The 18,849-nt window shown below is 67.4% G+C and carries 14 protein-coding genes; 10 read left to right on the forward strand and 4 right to left on the reverse strand.

The genetic code is table 11. The features are described 5' to 3' along the window. The first annotated feature begins 1 nt into the window (after position 1). The 6 genes from FVQ98_RS15260 (at position 2) to ligD (ending at position 7,269) form a co-directional block, all read left to right on the forward strand. Positions 2 to 385 (forward strand): sirohydrochlorin chelatase, encoded by a 384-nt coding sequence (locus FVQ98_RS15260; RefSeq protein WP_255507804.1) that lies wholly within the window; start codon positions 2 to 4, stop codon positions 383 to 385. A 71-nt stretch (positions 386 to 456) separates the two neighbouring features. Further along, positions 457 to 1,398 (forward strand): CysB family HTH-type transcriptional regulator, encoded by a 942-nt coding sequence (locus FVQ98_RS15265; RefSeq protein WP_147914316.1) that lies wholly within the window; start codon positions 457 to 459, stop codon positions 1,396 to 1,398. Positions 1,399 to 1,660: 262 nt separating this feature from the next. After that, positions 1,661 to 2,827 (forward strand): pyridoxal phosphate-dependent aminotransferase, encoded by a 1,167-nt coding sequence (locus FVQ98_RS15270; RefSeq protein ID WP_147914317.1) that lies wholly within the window; start codon positions 1,661 to 1,663, stop codon positions 2,825 to 2,827. A gap of 201 nt (positions 2,828 to 3,028) precedes the next feature. Next, positions 3,029 to 3,517, forward strand: coding sequence for an EVE domain-containing protein (locus tag FVQ98_RS15275; protein ID WP_147914318.1), 489 nt, complete (start codon positions 3,029 to 3,031; stop codon positions 3,515 to 3,517). 94 nt (positions 3,518 to 3,611) lie between these two features. Beyond that, complete coding sequence (gene ku, locus FVQ98_RS15280; RefSeq protein ID WP_147914319.1) at positions 3,612 to 4,547, forward strand: non-homologous end joining protein Ku; 936 nt, start codon at positions 3,612 to 3,614, stop codon at positions 4,545 to 4,547. Further along, on the forward strand, positions 4,486 to 7,269 hold the full coding sequence (gene ligD / locus FVQ98_RS15285) for a DNA ligase D (protein WP_147914320.1): 2,784 nt from the start codon (positions 4,486 to 4,488) through the stop codon (positions 7,267 to 7,269). Before ku ends, ligD begins: the two co-directional genes overlap by 62 nt. Before the next feature lie 6 nt (positions 7,270 to 7,275). On the opposite strand, the gene FVQ98_RS15290 is transcribed toward ligD, so the two are convergent. After that, a complete protein-coding gene (locus tag FVQ98_RS15290; protein WP_147914360.1) occupies positions 7,276 to 8,226 on the reverse strand; it encodes a class I SAM-dependent methyltransferase in 951 nt (316 codons plus the stop codon). Between the two features lie 241 nt (positions 8,227 to 8,467). On the opposite strand from FVQ98_RS15290, the gene FVQ98_RS15295 reads away from it, so the two are divergent. The 4 genes from FVQ98_RS15295 to FVQ98_RS15310 all read left to right on the forward strand — a co-directional run bounded on the left by FVQ98_RS15295 (position 8,468) and on the right by FVQ98_RS15310 (position 14,491). Then, positions 8,468 to 9,385: a Bug family tripartite tricarboxylate transporter substrate binding protein gene (locus tag FVQ98_RS15295; protein WP_255507808.1), complete on the forward strand. Its 918-nt coding sequence runs from the start codon at positions 8,468 to 8,470 to the stop codon at positions 9,383 to 9,385. Positions 9,386 to 10,030: 645 nt separating this feature from the next. Then, the gene (locus FVQ98_RS15300; RefSeq protein ID WP_255507805.1) at positions 10,031 to 12,640 is read left to right on the forward strand and encodes a xanthine dehydrogenase family protein molybdopterin-binding subunit; all 2,610 of its coding nucleotides are present in this window, start codon (positions 10,031 to 10,033) and stop codon (positions 12,638 to 12,640) included. Then, positions 12,640 to 13,209 carry a (2Fe-2S)-binding protein gene (locus FVQ98_RS15305; protein ID WP_147914322.1) on the forward strand — a complete coding sequence of 190 codons (570 nt, stop codon included), beginning with the start codon at positions 12,640 to 12,642 and terminating at the stop codon, positions 13,207 to 13,209. Before FVQ98_RS15300 ends, FVQ98_RS15305 begins: the two co-directional genes overlap by 1 nt. Beyond that, positions 13,202 to 14,491 carry a cytochrome c gene (locus FVQ98_RS15310; protein WP_147914323.1) on the forward strand — a complete coding sequence of 430 codons (1,290 nt, stop codon included), beginning with the start codon at positions 13,202 to 13,204 and terminating at the stop codon, positions 14,489 to 14,491. Before FVQ98_RS15305 ends, FVQ98_RS15310 begins: the two co-directional genes overlap by 8 nt. A gap of 312 nt (positions 14,492 to 14,803) precedes the next feature. On the opposite strand, the gene FVQ98_RS15315 is transcribed toward FVQ98_RS15310, so the two are convergent. The 3 genes from FVQ98_RS15315 to aceF form a co-directional block, all read right to left on the reverse strand. After that, on the reverse strand, positions 14,804 to 15,142 hold the full coding sequence (locus FVQ98_RS15315; protein ID WP_147914324.1) for a hypothetical protein: 339 nt from the start codon (positions 15,140 to 15,142) through the stop codon (positions 14,804 to 14,806). Between the two features lie 127 nt (positions 15,143 to 15,269). Then, positions 15,270 to 17,135, reverse strand: coding sequence for a dihydrolipoyl dehydrogenase (gene lpdA, locus FVQ98_RS15320; protein ID WP_147914325.1), 1,866 nt, complete (start codon positions 17,133 to 17,135; stop codon positions 15,270 to 15,272). A 15-nt stretch (positions 17,136 to 17,150) separates the two neighbouring features. Then, positions 17,151 to 18,839, reverse strand: coding sequence for a dihydrolipoyllysine-residue acetyltransferase (gene aceF, locus FVQ98_RS15325; RefSeq protein WP_147914326.1), 1,689 nt, complete (start codon positions 18,837 to 18,839; stop codon positions 17,151 to 17,153). Positions 18,840 to 18,849 lie beyond the last annotated feature (10 nt).

Genomic DNA, 18,849 nt, shown 5'->3' on the forward strand with positions numbered 1-18,849 from the left:
GGTGACCTCTGCAGCCACCCCACGCAGCGGCACCGTGCTGTTCGCCCACGGTTCGCGCGACCCGGCCTGGCGTGCGCCGATCGAAGCGGTGGCCGCGCGCATGCGCCAGCTCTCGCCCGGCGCGCTGGTGACCTGCGCCTACCTCGAATTCACCGCGCCCGATCTCGCCGCCGCGGTGCAGGAGCTGTTGGCACAGGGCGCGGCCCGCATCACCGTGTGGCCGATGTTTCTGGGCGCCGGACGCCACGCACGCGAAGACCTGCCCCGTCTCATCGACCAACTGCGGCAAACCCATCCGGACGTGCCGATGCATCTGCAGGCCGCCATCGCCGAGGACCCGCGGGTGCTGGACGCCATGGCCCGCAGCGCGCTCGATTCACCATAGCGCGCCGGCCTGTGGCGTGGAATCTTTAGAACCAATATTGCATAATAAACAGGTTCTATATTCCAAACACCATGAACCTGCACCAGTTTCGCTTCGTTCAGGAGGCCGTGCGCCGCAACCTGAACCTGACCGAAGCGGCCAAGGCGCTGCACACCTCGCAGCCCGGCGTCTCCAAAGCCATCATCGAGCTGGAAGAAGAGCTCGGCATCGAGATCTTCACGCGCCACGGCAAACGCCTCAAGCGCGTGACCGAGCCGGGCGAGAAGGTGCTGGAGGCCATCGCCATCATCCAGCGCGAAGTCGGCAACCTTAAACGCATTGGCGAGGAATACAGCGCGCAGGACACCGGCACCCTGTCGATCGCCACCACCCACACCCAGGCGCGCTACGTGCTGCCACTGCCGGTGGCCAAGCTGCGCGAACGCTACCCCAAGGTCAACATCAGCCTGCACCAGGGCGCGCCCGATCAGGTGGCGCGCATGGTGATCGAGGAGACGGCGGAGATCGGCATTGCCACCGAGTCGCTGGCCAACTACCCCGAGCTGGTCACCCTGCCCTGCTACGAGTGGCAGCACGTGCTGGTGCTGCCGCGCGCGCACCCGCTGGCGCAGAAGACGCGCCTGTCGCTGGAAGACATCGCCGTTGAGCCGCTGATCACCTACCACCCATCGTTCACTGGCCGCACGCGCATCGACAGCGCGTTTGCGCAGCGCCAGCTGACGCCGCGCATCGTGCTGGAGGCGATCGACTCCGACGTGATCAAGACCTATGTGCGCCTGGGCCTGGGCATCGGCATCGTGGCCGAAATGGCGGTGGAGGCAGAGAAAGACCCCGACCTGGTCACCCGCCCGCTGGGCCAGCTGCTGGGCCAGAACGTGGCGCGCATCGCGCTCAAGCGCGGCGCCTATTTGCGCGACTTTGTCTATCAGTTCGCCAGCCTGCTGTCCGACCGGCTCGACAAGGATTTGATCCTGCGGGCGATGAGCGGGCACGTCGCTGATTATGAACTCTGAGCTCCCCCCTGTGGCGCTGACGCGCCTTCCCCCTCTCTCTTCGCGCTCCGCGCTTCGGGAGGGGAGACAACGCCAATGCCCGGCGCAGGTCCGGGCATGGCGTTTGCTGGTTTTGGGGGTATGCGGCGCTGACGTGCACTGCGAGCGTCGGTGAGTTGCCAACGCCCTCATGCTCTTAATTTTCTAGCTGGCCGCGCAAGTCCCACTAGGGATAGACGGCGATTTCTCTTGTAAAACACCTTTTCACTTTCTCGCGACTCCGATGACGACGACGCCTGTTTTTCCTTCCCGGCTGCCGAACGTGGGCACCACCATCTTCACCGTGATGTCGGCGCTGGCGACGGAGCACCAGGCGGTGAACCTGGGTCAGGGCTTCCCCGATTTCGACTGCGACCCCAAGCTGGTGGACGGCGTGAACAACGCCATGCGCGAAGGCCTGAACCAGTACCCGCCGATGACCGGGGTGCCCGTGCTGCGCGAGGCGATCGCCGCCAAGATCCTGGCGCAGACCGGCCGCGCCTACGACGCGGGCAGCGAGATCACCGTGACCGCCGGCGCCACGCAGGCCATCCTGACGGCCATCCTGTGCTGCGCCGGTCCGGGTGACGAGGTGATCGTGCTCGAACCCTGCTACGACAGCTACGTCCCCAACATCGAGCTGACCGGCGCCACCGTCGTGCGCGTGCCGCTGACGCCCGGCACCTTCCGCCCCGACTTCGACAAGATCGCCGCCGCGCTCAGCCCGCGCACCCGCGCCATGGTGATCAATTCGCCGCACAACCCCAGCGGCACCGTCTGGTCGCCCGCCGACATGCAGCGGCTTGACGAGCTGCTGGCGCCGACCAACGTGCTGGTCATCAGCGACGAGGTGTACGAGCACATGGTCTTCGCGCCGCTGCGGCACGAAAGCGTGGCACGCTTGCCGGGCCTCGCCGCGCGCAGCTTCATCGTGAGCAGCTTCGGCAAGACCTTCCACGTCACCGGCTGGAAGATCGGCTACGTCGCCGCGCCCGCGGCGCTGACGGCCGAGTTCCGCAAGGTGCACCAGTTCAACGTGTTCACCGTCAACACGCCCATGCAGCACGGTCTGGCCCGCTACCTGCAGGACCCGGCGCCCTACATCAACCTGCCGGCCTTCTACGCCGCCAAGCGCGATTTGTTCCGCCAGGGCCTGGCGTCGACCAAGTTCCGCCTGTTGCCCTGCGAAGGCACCTACTTCCAGTGCGTCGCCATCGACGGTCTGGGCGTGCCCGAGCGCGATTTGAGCGAAGCCGACTTCTGCCAATGGCTCACCCGCGAGATCGGCGTCGCCGCCATTCCGCTGTCGGCCTTCTACGGCAACGGGTTCGACCAGAAGGTCGTGCGCTTTTGCTTCGCCAAGAAGGACGAGACCTTGCGCGCGGCGCTGGCGCGGCTGGCCAAGCTGTAAGCTGTGGCTGCGAAACGCTATAACTTGAATAGCTGGTTGCGCCGGTGGCTGTAGGGCCAGCGGGTCATTTCTCTTGAATTCAACGTACCTGGCAGACGCGTGTGCCGTGTGCCGTGTGCCAGCTAGCGTGACCGCCGGGTCTGGTTGAGCCATCCACCGTTGCGAGCTTGCGCCCCCAGCCGCTCGCCGCACAATGGCGCAATGGCTTCCACCGCACCGCCCACCGACCGCCCGCCGCGCTACTGGCTCATGAAGTCCGAGCCCGACGAGTGCAGCATCGACGACGCCCTGGCCGCGCCCCAGCACACCGTGCCCTGGACCGGCGTGCGCAACTACCAGGCGCGCAACTTCATGCGCGACGACATGCAGGTGGGCGATGGCGTGCTGTTCTACCACTCCAGCTGCCCCGAGCCCGGCATCGCCGGCATCGCGCGCGTCGCCTCCGCCACGCGGCCCGACCCGACGCAGTTCGACCCCGAATCGCCCTATTTCGACCCCAAGTCGCCCACCGACAGGCCGCGCTGGCTGCTGCTGGACGTGCAGGCGCTGCGCAAGACGCCCTTGATCAGCCTGGCCGAGCTGCGCGCCGTGCCCGCGCTGGCCGAAATGCGCGTGCTGCAGCGCGGCAACCGCTTGTCGATCACGCCGGTCACGGACGCGGAATGGGCGCGCATCCTGACGCTGGTGTGATGCGCTGCCGACGCTCGGCGCCGTCCTACAGCCTGCACCGGCGCGGCGCCCTAAGCTGATCGGGCTTGTACAGCCTGCCAGGCTCTTTCGCGCCATGCCCAAAACCAGCGAATCCACCGACGAAGACGACACCCCGCCCCGCGCCCCGGCGCGTGTGGTGTGGAAGGGCGCGATCAGCTTCGGGCTGGTTCACATCCCGGTGGCGCTGTACACCGCGACCACCAGCGGCGGCGTCGATTTCGACTGGCTGGACCGCCGCACCATGGAGCCGGTGGGCTACAAGCGCATCAACAAGAAGACCGGCAAGGAGATTGCGGCGGCCGACATCGTCAAAGGCGTGGAGGTGGAAGACGGCCAGTACGTGGTGCTGAGCGCAGACGAGATCAAGGCGGCCTTTCCCAAGACCACGCAGACGATCGAGATCGAAAGCTTCATCCACGCCAGCGAGATCCCCTTCACCTACCTGGAACGGCCGTACTACCTGGCGCCCATCAACCGCGGCGAGAAGGTGTACGCGCTGCTGCGCGAGGCGCTGCTGGAGACCGAGCGCGTCGGCGTGGCCCGCGTGGTGATCCAGACCAAGCAACACCTGGCCGTGCTGGTGCCCAGTGGCCCGGCGCTGATCCTGAACCTGCTGCGCTGGGGCGGCGAGATCCGCTCTTTTGAAGCCCTGAAGCTGCCGCCGGCGGGCGTGAAGGCGGCCGGCTTGAAGGAAGGCGAGCTGAAGATGGCGCGCCAGCTGATCGAGGAGATGACCGCGCCCTGGGACGCGGACGACTTCCGCGATTCCTTCCGCGACGAGATCATGCGGCTGGTGCGCCAGAAGGCCGAGTCGGGCGAAGCGAAGAGCGTCGAAAAGGTGGCGCCCACCGGCGAAGGCGGCAGCGCCAAACCGGGCGCCGAGATCATCGACCTGACCGAATTGCTCAAGCGCAGCCTGCAGGGCGGCGCCAAGGACAAGGACGACGATGGCGAGTCGAAAGCCACCCCCGCCAAGGCCAAGCCGCGCGCGCCGCGCAAGCGCGCCTGAGGCGGCCAAGCCCTCGCCGGCGCAGCGCCCAAGCCGCGCACCCGTCCTTGCGGATTTCAAGGAAAATCCGGACTCCGCCTTACAACCATCTGCGCAGACAGCTACCAAATCAGAAGCGAATGGAGCGCCGGACGCGCTGCGCGCCTACCGCGCCAAACGCAACTTTGCACGCACGCCCGAGCCCGACGGCAGCGCGTCCGTGGCGCCTGGCGCGGGCGACCTGCGCTACGTCATCCAGAAGCACTGGGCCAGCCACCTGCACTACGACCTGCGCCTGGAATGGGGCGGCACCATGCACAGCTGGGCCGTGCCCAAGGGCCCGAGCCTCGACCCGGCCGACAAGCGCCTGGCCGTGCAAGTCGAAGACCACCCCATCGCCTACAACGACTTCGAAGGCCAGATCCCGCCCGGCCAGTACGGCAGTGGCCGCGTCATCGTGTGGGACCGCGGCACCTGGACGCCGGCGGGCGACCCGGCGCAAGCCTTTGCGAAGGGCCACCTCAAGATCGACCTGCACGGCGTCAAGCTGCGCGGGCGCTGGGCGCTGGTGCGGTTGAAGGACGCGCAGGCGCGGCAGCCGCCGTGGCTGCTGGTCAAGGACCGCGACGCCGAAGCGCGCCGCGCCAGCGAGTACGACGTCACCGCCGCGCTGCCGGATTCGGTCGGGCCGTCAGGCAACGCGGTGCCAAGCGCGACCCAGGCCGTCAATGCGCCACGGTCGGCTGGCGCAGGCGCGGCAAAGGCCTCGGCGAAGGCCGCGGCGCCCAAGTCGACCGGCCGCCAACGCAGCGCACCACAGCCCCCTGCGGCGGCGCTGCCCGACACCTTGTCCCCCCAACTCGCCCAACTGGCCGACGCGCCGCCGCCCGACCCCGCCGACTGGCAGTGGGAGATGAAGTTTGACGGCTACCGCCTGCTGGCGCGCGTGGACGCCGCGGGCGCGGTGCGCCTGCTCACCCGCAACGGCCTGGACTGGACGGCGCGCATGCCGGCGCTGGCGCAAGCCGTCGCCGGGCTGAATCTGCCCGGCAGCTGGCTGGACGGCGAGGTGGTTATGCCGAACGACGACGGTGTGCCCGATTTCGCCGCGCTGCAGCGCGCGTTCGACGAGCGACGGGCGGGCGATTTGGTGCTCTACCTGTTCGACGCGCCTTGGCTGTGCGGCGTCGACCAGACCGCGCTGCCGCTGACCGACCGCCGCGCCGCGCTGGAAGCCGCCCTGCCCAAGCTGCCCGGCGCGGGCACGGTCCGCCTGTCCGCCGTGCTGCCCGGCGACCCCGCCAGCCTGCTGGCCAGCGCCTGCCGCATGGGGCTGGAAGGGCTGATCGGCAAGCGGCTGGGCGCGCCCTACCGCGCCGGCCGCTCGGCCGACTGGATCAAGCTGAAGTGCCAGCAGAGCGACGAATTCGTCATCGCGGGCTTCACCGGCGGCCAGGGCGCGCGCAGCGAACTGGGCGCGCTGGTGCTGGCCGCGCACGACGCGCAGGGCCGGCTGCGCTGGGCGGGCAACGTGGGCAGCGGGTTTTCGGGGGCGACGCTGGCGGACCTGCAGCGCCGGTTGACGGCCCCGCAGCAGGCAGACAACCCGCTGGCGCCCGGCGACAAGGTGCCGGGCCGCGTGCAGTGGGTCGCGCCCCAGCTGGTGGCCCAGGTGCGCCACGCGGGGCTGACGCCGCAGGGCCATGTGCGGCAGGCCGTATTCCTGGGCTTGCGCGAAGACAAGGCGGCGCGGGACGTCGAATTCCCAGGCGTTTCAAAGTCAAATCGACCCACAGCCCTACAACCACCTGCTCAGGCAGCTACCAAACAAGGAGCAAAAATGCCCGCCCCCCCAACCATCGACGGCCAGCGGCTGACCCACCCCGAGCGCGTCATCGACCCCGCCAGCGGCACCACCAAGCTCGCCCTGGCGCGCTACTACGCCACCGTGGCGCCACTGATCCAGCCGCACCTGACCGACCGCCCCGTCGCCCTGCTGCGCGCGCCGGACGGGCTGGGCGGCGAGCTGTTCTTCCAGAAGCACCTGCAGGGTCGCCCGATCGCCAGTGTGACCCAGTTGCCGGCCAAGCTGGACCCCGGCCACGCGCCGCTGCTGGCGATCGACAGCGCCGCCGCGCTGCTGGCGGTGGTGCAGTTCAATACCGTGGAGTTGCACACCTGGAACGCCGCCGCCGACAAGATCGAGCGACCCGACCGCTTCGTGCTCGACCTCGACCCCGGCGAAGGCGTGGCCTGGGCGCAGGTGCAAGAGGGCGCCCAGCTGGCGCGCACGTTGCTGACCGAGCTGGGCCTGGTGCCGTTTTTGAAAACCAGCGGCGGCAAGGGCTTGCACGTGGTCGTGCCGATCAAGCGCCTACAGGGTTGGGACGCGGTCAAGGACTTCAGCCGCGCGCTGGCCGAACACCTGGCGCGCCTGATGCCGGACCGCTTCACCGCCGTCAGCGGGCCCAAGAACCGCGTCGGCCGCATCTACCCGGATTACCTGCGCAACGGGCGCGGGGCCACCACGGTGGCGGCCTGGTCGGCGCGCGCGCGACCGGGCATGGGCGTGTCGGTGCCGATCGGCTGGGACGAGCTGGCGCGCGTGGGCGGCGGCGCGCACTGGACGCTGGGCAACATCGAACAGCGCCTGCGCACCGGCAACGCGCCGTGGGACGGCTGGGGCGAATCTGCGCGCGCGATCGGCGCCGCGGTGAAGACGCTGGCGAAAGCGTCCCGATAGGCGCGTTCAGGCCGGCTGGCGGTACACGATCACCTTGAGCGAGCGCGCCTCGTCCCGGTCGGCAAATGCGGGCGGGTTGGGCAGGCGGCCCACGCGCTGCAGGCTGGGCGCCTGTTCGCGCATCGCGTCGTCAATGAAGTCGGGGCCCAGCTCGGGCGCGTTCAGGCACAGCAAGGCCTGGCCGCCGGGCGCCAGCAGATCGGGCAGGCGGCGCATCAGGCGCGGGTAGTCTTTGGTCGCGATGAAGCTGCCCTTCTGGTAGCTGGGCGGGTCGACGATCACCAGGTCGTACGGGCCGGCGCGGCCCAGCTTGCCCCAGGTGCTGAAGATGTCGTGCGCCAGAAAACTGGCGCTGCCCTGCCCCGGCCCCAGCAACCCGTTCAGGCGGTGGTTCTGCTGCCCCACCGCCAGCGCGCCGCGCGCCATGTCGATGTTGACCACCTGCGCCGCACCGCCCAGCAAGGCCACGACGGAAAACGCGCAGGTGTAGGCAAACAGGTTGAGCACGCGCGCGCCGCCGCCTTCGCGGTCGGCCAGCGCCGCACACTGCTCGCGCACCCAACGCCGCCCCTCGGCCATGTCCAGAAACAGGCCGTGGTTCTGCCCGCGCAGCAACTGCAGGCGGTAGCGGGCGCCGGCCTCCTGCACGGTGTGCGGCTCGGGCAATTCGCCCGCCATCAGCCGCGTGTCGGCCTGCCCGCCCGGCGCGCGCGACTGGAACGCCCAAGTCAGCGGCGCGCCAGTGGCCAGCGCATCCCAGCGTGCCTGCAGCCGCGCACCGACCTCGGCCAGCTGCGCGTCCGTCACCGCCTGGAAGCTGGTCAACACCAGCGCCGGTGGCAGCGCGTCCAGCGTCCAGTGCTCTTCGCCAGGGAAAAGCCCACCGCGGCCATGGAACAGGCGCGTGGCCTCGGCGCACACGGGCATGGCGGCGATGGCTTCGGCGAGGTGGTGCATGTCAGACGCGGCGCAGCGGTTGGGAAAAGCGGCGGCCATCCTACCCGCAGAGGCAAGTTGACCTGAAGCAGGGTTCGGGTTGCACCTCTTGCCACGGGCGCGCTGGCGACCCTACAGTGGGTTTGCAAGCGGCGCGTTGCCGCTGGATGTACCTCTAGGAGATGGTTGAATGGCTGTGAATACTCTCTGGACCCGCCGTCGCATCGCGCAAGTCAGCGCTGCCTGCCTTGCCGTGTGCGCCATGGGCGCTTCGGCCGAGGCGAACTACCCCACCAAGCCGGTGCGCATCGTGGTGGGCTTCTCGGCGGGCGGCACCACCGACATCGTCGCGCGCATCATGGCCAAGGAATTGACCACGGCACTCGGCCAGTCGTTCGTGGTCGACAACAAGCCCGGCGCCGGCAGCAACATCGCCACCGACATGGTGGCCGCGGCGCCGCCCGACGGCTACACCCTGCTCTTCGTGGCAGTGACCAGCGCGATCAACCAGACGCTCTACCCCAAGGTCAAGTTCGACCTGAACCGCGACTTCGAAGCGGTGGCCCTGGGCGCCAAGGTGCCCAACATCCTGGTCGTCAACCCCAGCGTGCCCGCCAAGAACGTCAAGGAATTCATCGACTGGGCGCGCGCCAACGAAGGCAAGATTTCCTACGCCTCGTCCGGCAGCGGCACGTCCATCCACATGGCGGGCGAGATGTTCAAGGTGCGCACGGGTCTGAAGACCCAGCACATCCCCTACAAGGGCAGCGCGCCGGCCGTCACCGACCTGATCGGCAACCAGGTGCAGTTCATGTTCGACAACATGCCCGCGTCCTGGCCGCATGTGCAGGCGGGCAAGCTGAAGGCATTGGCGGTGACGACCAAGACCCGTTCGCCCTCCGCGCCCGATTTGCCGACGATGGAAGAAAGCGGCGTCAAGCCGTTCGACGTCAGCTCGTGGTTCGGCCTGATTGCGCCCAAGGGCACGCCCAAGGACATCGTCGACAAGCTGAACAAGGCCATGAACGCTGCCTTCGACAAGCCTGAAGTGAAGGAAGCCTACGCCAAGCTCGGCGCCGTGGCCGAGAAGAACACGCCGCAGGATTTCAGCAAATTCATCGCCGCTGAGGTGAAGAACTGGGCGCCGATCGTGAAGGCGTCGGGGGCGACGGTGGATTGACCATCCACCGCGCAGCTGTTTGAAGTGAAATGTGCTGCCTGCGCGCTCTGGTCCTGCGCGGGCAGCTATTTTTTTTATAGCGTTTGCGTAGCGCACCAAATCCGTTCTTGAAGCCGCGAACGGTCGTCACCGCTCAACGTATTCGGCGTGCAGTGGCTCAACACTGCAGCGCTGCCGCGCGCCACGCCTACCAGGCTGCGCCCCCGGCGTCCTTGATCTGCTGCAGGGTTCGCGCGTTTTTTCTATACTGCCCCCACTTGGTCTGAAAAGACGAGAGCGTGGCGGGCGGCTGACGACATACCCGCAAGCGGCTTGGCCGCGGTGGTCGTCGCAACCGTTATCACCTGCTTGCTGAGGCCTGTGCGCGTTGCGCCAGGCTGGAATAGCCATCCTGCAACGCGCCTCTTCAGCGCCCGCTGTCGCCCGCACGTTGCTGTCAGGAGCCAAAGCAGTGGGTAGACATCATGTGAACCGGCGCAGTTTTCTGAAGACCGCCGCCGCGCTGGGCGTCATCGCCAGCATGCGTCCGATGCACGACGCGCTGGCGGAATTGCTGGTCCCGCGGGCGGTCAGGACGCCCAGTGGATCAGCGGCAACAAGCTCAACTACCGGCGTGACGGGCTGGCCAAGGTGCGCGGCGAGAAGGTGTTCGCCATCGACCTGCGCGCCAAGAACATGAAGGGCTGGCCCGACCGCCAGTCTTACGCCCTGACGATCCACGTGCCGCGCGCCGACCGCATCTACGAAGGTCTGGACCTGGCCGCGCTGGGCCCCGAGTTCCAGCCCGACGTGCTGATCGACGCCGAATCCATTGCCGCCGACGGCGTCGGCATGCCCGAACCCAGTTTCTATGGCGACTTCTTCGTCAAGAAGGGCCAGGTGCCTCCCATGCTCGGCCATCCGGTGGCATTGGCCATCTGGCACGACTACGAGAAGTTTCGCGTTGCCAACCAGCGCCTGCGCTTCAACGACGCCATCTTCCGCTTCGGCGCGGCCGCCCAGCAACCGGCGCGCGCGCCCTACGTGGCGGCGCGCTTTCTGCGCATCCAGGGGCAGGACGCCTACGGCGAAGACCAGGTCTCGCCGATGAAGAACACCACCGTGTGGCCCAAGGTGGACGAACAAGGCGTGCACTGGCCGGACGCCAGCGACCCGGCCTTTGGTGAACTGATGGCCGCATCCGCGCGCATCCAGGCGGAGATGAAGCAACCCAAGGAAGGTGTGCGCACCTTTGCGCGCAAGTACCGCAGCCAGTCCATCGACCACGTGGCGATGGAGATGGACAACGGCCTGGCCTGGTACGACACCGCCACCAGCACCCTGCACATGGTGGGCGCCACGCAGGCGCCCTACAGCACGGCAGAACACGTCATGCACATGGTCAAGGCCAGCAAGCTGCCGCTGGAGCGCCTGGATTACATCAGCGCCTACACCGTGGGCTACGGGCAGAAGGAGCACCATCCTTTCCCCTTCTACTGCGCGCTGGCTGCGCTGTACGCGCAGGGCCGGCCGGTGCGGCTGGCGCTGGACCGCTGGAAGCACTTCCAGTTCGCGCTCAAGCGCCACCCGTTCGACGTCGACACGGCGATCTCGGTCGACAAGGACGGCAAGTTCCAGGGCCTGACCTGCCACATGCTGGGCGACGGCGGCGGAGTGATGAACTTCAGCCCATCGGTCGGCACGGTGGCGGTGACGGCGGCGCAGTCGATCTACTACTTCCCGCAAAGCGACCTCAGCACGCAGGTCAACCCGTCCGTCGGCGTCACGTCGGGCTCGATGCGCGGCTACGGCACCGTGCAGTCGATGGCCTACACCGAAATGCTGGTGGACGAGATCGCGCACGAGCTGAAGCTGGACGCCATCGAGCTGCGCCAGCGCAACGCGATGCGCAGCGGCATGAAGAACACGCAGGGCGCTTCGCCGGCCGGCGCGATGCGGATCGGCGAAATCCTGGCGCTGGCCGCGAAGGAGCCGCTGTGGACCGAACGCACCAAACGCAAGACCGACTATGAGGCCGCCCATCCTGGCATGCGCTACGGCGTGGGCTTTGGCGCGGTGCAAAAGGACTTTGGCACCGGCGCCGAAGCCTGCATCGCGCAGCTGGAGATCACGCCCGAAGGTCGCATCAAGATGCGCCACATTGCTACCGAGATCGGCACCGGCAGCACCACCTCGCAGCTGATCGCGGTCGAACCCTTCCTGGGCCGCCCCGCAGACGAGGTGGAATTTGCCATCAACCAGTGGGACACGATGCCGCTGGAGACCTCGGACGAGCCCTATACCACGCCGCAGCACAAGGAAGACGAGCTGGCGCGCAACCCGCACTGGGTACCGCGCATGGTGTCGCCCGTGTCCGCGTCGAATTCGGCTTACTACTTCCGGCACGCCACGCAGCAGGCGGCGCAACTGCTGCTGAAGCTGTCGATGTGGCCGGCCGCCCAGTCGATCTGGGGGGGCGCCTCCGGTGGTGGGCAGCTGCTGCCCGGCACCGTCAGCGCCGACCAGCTGGAATGGCGCAACCGCATGCTGGTCGCCGGCGAGATGGAACCGCTGAGCCTGGAACGCCTGGCGGCGCGCGCGCACGAGTTGGGCGGCGTCACCGGCGTCTGCGTGCACACCTTCAACCGCTGGGCCTGGGCCAAGGCGGACTTCACCGTGGACGGCACGCCGTTACAGGCCTGGATCGACGCCCTCTCCGTGCAGTACGGCCAGGGCGCCAGCGAGGCGAAGAAGGCCGCAATGACCAGCGGCGGCTACGCCTTCATCCCGCGCGACAAGGTGGCCTACCCGCCGGTGCAGCGCAACAACGCGGGCACCGTGTACTACGCGCCTTGCGCCACGATGGTGGAGCTGTCGGTGAACGGCGCGGGCGTGGTCAAGATCCTGTCGCACAAGACCTGGCTCGAATGCGGCACCCAGATCGTTCCGGAACTGGTGTCCGGGCAGATTCAGGGCGGCGTCGCCATGGGCGTCGGCCACGCGCTGTACGAAGATCTGCCGACCGACGCCAGCGGCCCCGGCAACGGCCAATGGGGCCTGAGCCGCTACCACGTGCCACGCGCCAGCGAGGTGGCGGTGTGGACGGCGCAAGGCCATGTGCTGCCGCCCTTGTCCGGCAACGACCCGCCCAAGGGCATGGCCGAGGTGGTGATGATTCCGGTGGTGGCCGCCTGCGTCAACGCCGTGGCCCACGCGACCGGCAAGCGCTTTTACGCCACCCCGTTGACCGCCGAGAAAATCAAGGAAGCCCGCTGATGTCCGACCGAATCCAATTCTCGGCCACGATCAACCGCAAGCCCGTGGGACCGATCGACCTGCCAAAGGACTTGATGATGATCGAGTTCCTGCAGGAATACGCCGGCCTGAACGGCACGCGGCTCGGCTGCGGCCAGGGCGTGTGCCGTGCCTGCACCATCATCGTCGACGATCCGCAAAAAGGCGCGACCACGGTGCCGGCGTGCATCACCGGCGTGGCGTGGCTGAACGGCAAGACCATCCGCACCGTGGAAGGCATCGCCACGGTGGACGACAAGGGCGTCGTCAAGCCCTCGGCCGTGCAACAGGCCTTTCTCACGCACTTCGCGTTTCAGTGCGGCTACTGCACGCCGGGCTTCGTCAACTCCGCCACGGCCCTGGTCGAACGGCTGGCGAAGAACCCCGTGCCGGCCGACGATGTCGAGAAGGTGATCGAACAGCAGCTGGAGCCCCATATCTGCCGCTGCACCGGCTACGTGCGCTACTACGCCGCCGTGCGCGACGTCATCCTTGGCACCCCTGGCCTCACCACCGGACAACGCACGAATAAGGTGGAACAACATGGCTAAGCGCAAATGGCTTCGCGGCCTGGCCCTCCTGCTGCTCGTTGCGCTGCTCGTGGTCGGCGGTATGTACCTGTACGGCAGCTCCTCCGGCACCGTGCCCCCGGCCACGGTGGACTTCGCCAAGCTCAGCCCCGAGCAGGAAAAAACGCTGTACGCGCGCGGTGAGCAGGTCTTTCGCGCCGGCGACTGCGCCGCCTGCCACAGCTCGCCCCAGACGGGCGCCGAGCTGGCTGGCGGCGTGCCCATGGTCACACCGATGGGCACGCTGTACGGCACCAACATCTCACCGTCCAAGCAACACGGCATCGGCAACTGGACGGCGGACGACCTGTACCGCGCCATCGCCAGCGGTGTCGCGCCGAGCCGCAAGCTGCTGTACCCCGCCATGCCCTACACCAGCTACCACCAGGTGACCCGTGGCGACGTCGACGCGCTGTGGGTGTGGCTGATGAAGCAGCCGGCCGTCGAGGTGGCCAACCGCGCCAACGCGATGCAGTTTCCGTTCGACGTGCGCCCGGCCGTCGCGCTGTGGAACGCGGTCGAGCGCCCCGCTGCCAAGCCGTTTGATGCATCAACCGACGCGCTGTCGCGCGGGAAGTACCTGGTCGACGTGATGGGCCACTGCGCCGAATGCCACAGCCCGCGCACGCTGACCTTTGCACTGGACAAGTCCCGGTACCTGGAGGGCAGCATCATCGAAGGCGCCTACGCGCCCGCCATCACGCCGGCGGCGCTTTCGGGCCGCGGCTGGACGCGCGACGACCTGGTGCGCTTCTTCCGCACCGGCCTGTCGCCCCAGGGCGTGATGACCTTCCGCATGGCGTCCGTGCTCGACCATTCCACCTCGCACATGCCCGAAGAGGACCTGCGCGCCATGGCCGCCTACCTGACGCAAGACCAGGCCATGCCCGGACCCAAGCCAAAGGCGCCGCAAGGCGAGGTGAATGTGAAGGGCGAGGCCATCTACGTCGGCCTTTGCGCGGGCTGCCACGGCGTGCAAGGCCAGGGACAGCCGCAAAGCTCGGTGCCATTGAACACCAACACCACGGCCATGTTCCCCACCCCGATCAACCTGATCCGCGTCACCCGCGAAGGCCTGCAAGAGCGCGACCTGCCGCACGGCGGCCGCATGCAAAGCATGCCCGGCTTTGCCGACAAACTGAGCGATCAGGACATGGCCGACCTGGTGAACTACCTGCGCCAGACCTGGGGCGGCCAACCCGGCGACGTGACGCCCGCGCAGGTGGCGGACCTGGTCAAGACGATCGAACACGGCGACCAGTAATGTCGTGATCACGGCCGACGCGCTTGCATCCACCTGGGGGTGCCGATCCCGCACCTCCAGGTTGGTTGGCGGTGTCGACGCAGCCTTTGAAAATGGTGTGATCCGTCATGAAAACGCCGATCGCCCCTACGAACATTTGCGCAAACAGCTATTGTTTCAATAGTGACTCCGCCTCAGAGCCGACCGCTTCTTGCGATGGCGCCACGAACGTCTGCCAGCGCGTCGGGCGCTGCCACGGCTGCTTTTGAAAAGCGTATGGAGCGTTCTGGCAGGACACCGCCCCGCTCCCGTTGGCGATCCCCCCAAGAGCGCCTATGCGGCGCTGTCCGCGTGATCGTCGAACACTGACCACCCCAGAAAATCAGCAATCCGCCCAGCCAGCGATTCGTACCAAAGCGCATTCTCCGTGTCCGAGCACACCAGTTCCACCACATTGACACGCGTCAGCGCCTCTTCGTTGGAAGCATAGCCACCGGTCGCGTCACATGACGCCAGGATCACGCAGACCCAGGGTTGTCCTTCGGTCGACGCAAAGTGCGCTGGCGCGGTCTGGCGAAGCTCCGGCAAGGCGGCGAGAAACGCCACCAGTGGCGCCGCCGGGGCGTGGTGTGAATAGTCAGGCGCTCCACGCAGGGTCAGGTACCAAGTCACGCGAGCCTCATCGACGCGATGACGAGCACGAGCCACGAAAGCACAGCCCCATCGCACTCCCTCATCACAATAAAAAAGCCGCGCAGCCCTAGAGGGACTTGCGCGGCCAGCTAGCTATTCAATAGCATTACTTCTTCTGCGGCGGCAAATCCGTGCAACTGCCGTGCGCCACTTCCGCGGCCATGCCGATGCTTTCGCCCAGCGTAGGGTGCGGGTGGATGGTCTTGCCGATGTCGACCGCGTCGGCGCCCATCTCGATGGCCAGGGCGATCTCGCCGATCATGTCGCCGGCGTGGGTGCCGACGATGCCACCGCCCAGGATCTTGCCGTGGCCGTGCGCTTCAGGGCTGTCGTCGAACAGCAGCTTCGTGAAGCCCTCGTCGCGCCCGTTGGCGATGGCGCGGCCGGACGCGCTCCAGGGGAACAAGCCCTTCTTGACCTTGATGCCCTGCGCCTTGGCCTGATCTTCGGTCAGGCCGACCCAGGCCACTTCGGGGTCGGTGTAGGCCACGCTCGGGATCACGCGCGCGTTGAAGGCGCTACGCGCCAGCGCTTCGTCGCCCTTCTGCTCACCCGCGATGACTTCCGCGGCGACGTGCGCTTCGTGCACCGCCTTGTGCGCCAGCATCGGTTGGCCGACGATGTCGCCGATGGCGAAGATGTGCGGCACGTTGGTGCGCATCTGGATGTCGACGTCGATGAAGCCGCGGTCGGTGACGGCGACACCGGCCTTGTCGGCGCCGATCTTCTTGCCGTTGGGGCTGCGGCCAACGGCCTGCAGGACCAGGTCGTAGGTCTGCGGCGCGGGTGCGCCCTCGCCTTCAAACGTGACTTCAATGCCCGCGTCGGTGTCCTTGGCGCCCACCGTCTTGGTCTTGAGCATGATGTGGTCAAAGCGCGGCGCGTTCATCTTCTGCCAGACCTTGACCAGGTCGCGGTCGGCGCCCTGCATCAAGCCGTCCAGCATTTCGACCACGTCGAGGCGCGCACCCAAGGTCGAATACACCGTACCCATTTCCAGGCCGATGATGCCGCCGCCCAGCACCAGCATGCGCTTGGGCACGCTCTTGAGCGCCAACGCGCCGGTCGAATCGACCACGCGCGGGTCGTCGGGCATGAAGGGCAGGCGCACGGCCTGGCTGCCGGCGGCGATGATGCAGTGCTTGAACTGCACGACCTTCTTCTTGCCGGTCTTTTGCTGGCCGTCGCCCGAAGTCTCTTCGACCTCCAGGTGGTGCGTTCCGGCAAAGCTGCCGTAGCCGCGCAGCACGGTCACTTTGCGCATCTTCGCCATCGCGCCCAAGCCACCGGTTAGCTTGGCGATGACCTTTTCCTTGTGGGTGCGCAGCTTGTCGATGTCGAGCTGGGGCGCGCCGCCGTAGTCAATGCCCAGCGCCGCCAGGTGGCTGACCTCGTCCATCACCGCGGCCACGTGCAGCAGCGCCTTGGACGGGATGCAGCCCACGTTCAGGCACACGCCACCCAACGTGGCGTAGCGCTCGACCAGCACCACGTTCAGGCCCAGATCGGCCGCGCGGAACGCCGCGGAGTAGCCGCCAGGCCCGCCGCCCAGCACCAACACGTCGCAGTCCAGATCGCTCTGGCCGCTGAAGGCCACGCCGGGTGCCGCACTGGCCTGAGGCGACGCTGAGGGCGCTGCATTTTGTGTAGCTGGCTGCGCTTGCTGGGCGGGCGCTGGGGCCGAATTTGGCTTGGAAGTTTCTGCCGGCGCCGATGCGGCCGCAGCGCCCTGCTCTGCCGCGTCGAGCGAGAGGATCACCGAGCCTTCGTTGATCTTGTCGCCGATCTTCACCTTCAGATCTTTGACGACGCCCGCGTGGCTCGACGGAATCTCCATCGACGCCTTGTCGGACTCCACGGTGATCAGCGACTGCTCGGCCGCGACGGTGTCGCCCGGCTTGACCAGCAGTTCAATGACGGCGACGTCCTTGAAGTCGCCAATGTCGGGGACCTTGATATCAATGGTGGCCATGGATGCGGTCTCCCCTCACAGCAGGATGCGGCGGTAGTCCGCCAGCACCTTGCCCAGGTAGGCGTTGAAGCGCGCCGCGGCGGCGCCGTCGATGACGCGGTGGTCGTAGCTGAGCGAGAGCGGCAGCATCAGGCGCGGCACGAAAGCCTTGCCGTCCCATTCGGGCTTCATCGCGCTCTTGGACAGGCCGAGGATGGCCACTTCGGGGGCGTTGATGATGGGCGTGAAATGGGTGCCGCCAATGCCGCCCAGCGAGCTGATCGACATGCAGCCGCCCTGCATGTCGGCCACGCCGAGCTTGCCGTCGCGCGCCTTCTTGGCGAGTTCACCCATCTCCTGGCTGATCTGGATGATGCCTTTCTTGTCGGCGTCTTTCAGCACCGGCACCACCAGGCCGTTGGGTGTGTCCGCCGCAAAGCCGATGTTGTAGTACTGCTTGTAGACGAGCGTGTCGCCGTCCAGGCTGGTGTTGAACTCGGGGAACTTCTTCAGCGCCGCGACCACCGCCTTGATGACGAAGGCGAGCATGGTCACCTTGACATCGCTCTTGGCCTTGGCGGCCTCGGCATTGGTCTGCACGCGGAAGGCTTCCAGGTCGGTGATGTCGGCTTCGTCGTTGTTGGTGACGTGCGGGATCATCACCCAGTTGCGCGACAGGTTGGCGCCGCTGATCTTCTTGATGCGCGACAGCTCCTTGCGCTCGGTCGGGCCGAACTTGGCGAAGTCGACCTTCGGCCACGGCAGCAGGTCCAGGCCCAAGCCGGAGCCACCGGCCGGTGCCTTGGCGGCCTGTGCCTTGGTCTGCACGGCGCCGGTCATCACCTGCTTGGTGAAGGCATGCACGTCCTCGGCGGTGATACGGCCCTTGTCGCCGCTGCCTTTGACTTCTTCCAGCGGCACGCCCAGCTCGCGCGCGAACTTGCGCACGCTGGGGCTGGCGTAGGGCAGCTGGCCCGTGGGCGCGGCCGCGGGGTTGTGCACTGGCATGGACGCCGGTGCAGCCACGGCCGGTGTTGGCGCCGCGGCGGCCGGCGCAGGTGCGCTGGCGGCAGGGGCTGCAGCAGGCGCCGGGGCTGGCGATGCAGCCGCAGGCGCTTCGGCGCCCGTGCCTTCCACGATGGCCAGCAGGTCGCCGATGTTGAGCTTGTCGCCCAGCTTGACCTTCAATTCCTTCACCACGCCGGCGGCGCTGGAGGGGATTTCCATCGATGCCTTGTCGGATTCGACGGTGATCAGGCTCTGCTCCAGCTTGACGCTGTCGCCGGGCTGGACGAAGACCTCGATCACGGCGACGTCCTTGAAGTCGCCGATGTCGGGCACGCGCACCTCGATCGGGCCGCTGGCCGCCGGTGCGGCGGCCGGTGCGGGCGCAGCAGCGGGCGCAGCAGCGGGCGCAGCCGCTTCTTTTTTGGTAGCTTCTTGCGCAGGAACAGCCTGGTCTGGCGCCTGTTTTGGCTCAGATCCTTCGGCCGCTTCCAGCACCACGATCACGCTGCCTTGCTTGACCTTGTCGCCCAGCTTGACCTTGAGCTCCTTGACCACGCCCGCGTGACTGGACGGGATTTCCATCGACGCCTTGTCGGACTCGACGGTGACCAGGCTTTGTTCGACCTTGACGGTGTCGCCGGGCTTGACCAGCACCTCGATCACCGCCACCTCATCGAAATCGCCGATGTCGGGGACTTTGACTTCCACCATTGCCATGCTCGTCTCC

It is taken from the genome of Ottowia flava (assembly GCF_008017535.1).
In the GTDB taxonomy this organism is placed as follows: domain Bacteria; phylum Pseudomonadota; class Gammaproteobacteria; order Burkholderiales; family Burkholderiaceae_C; genus Ottowia; species Ottowia flava.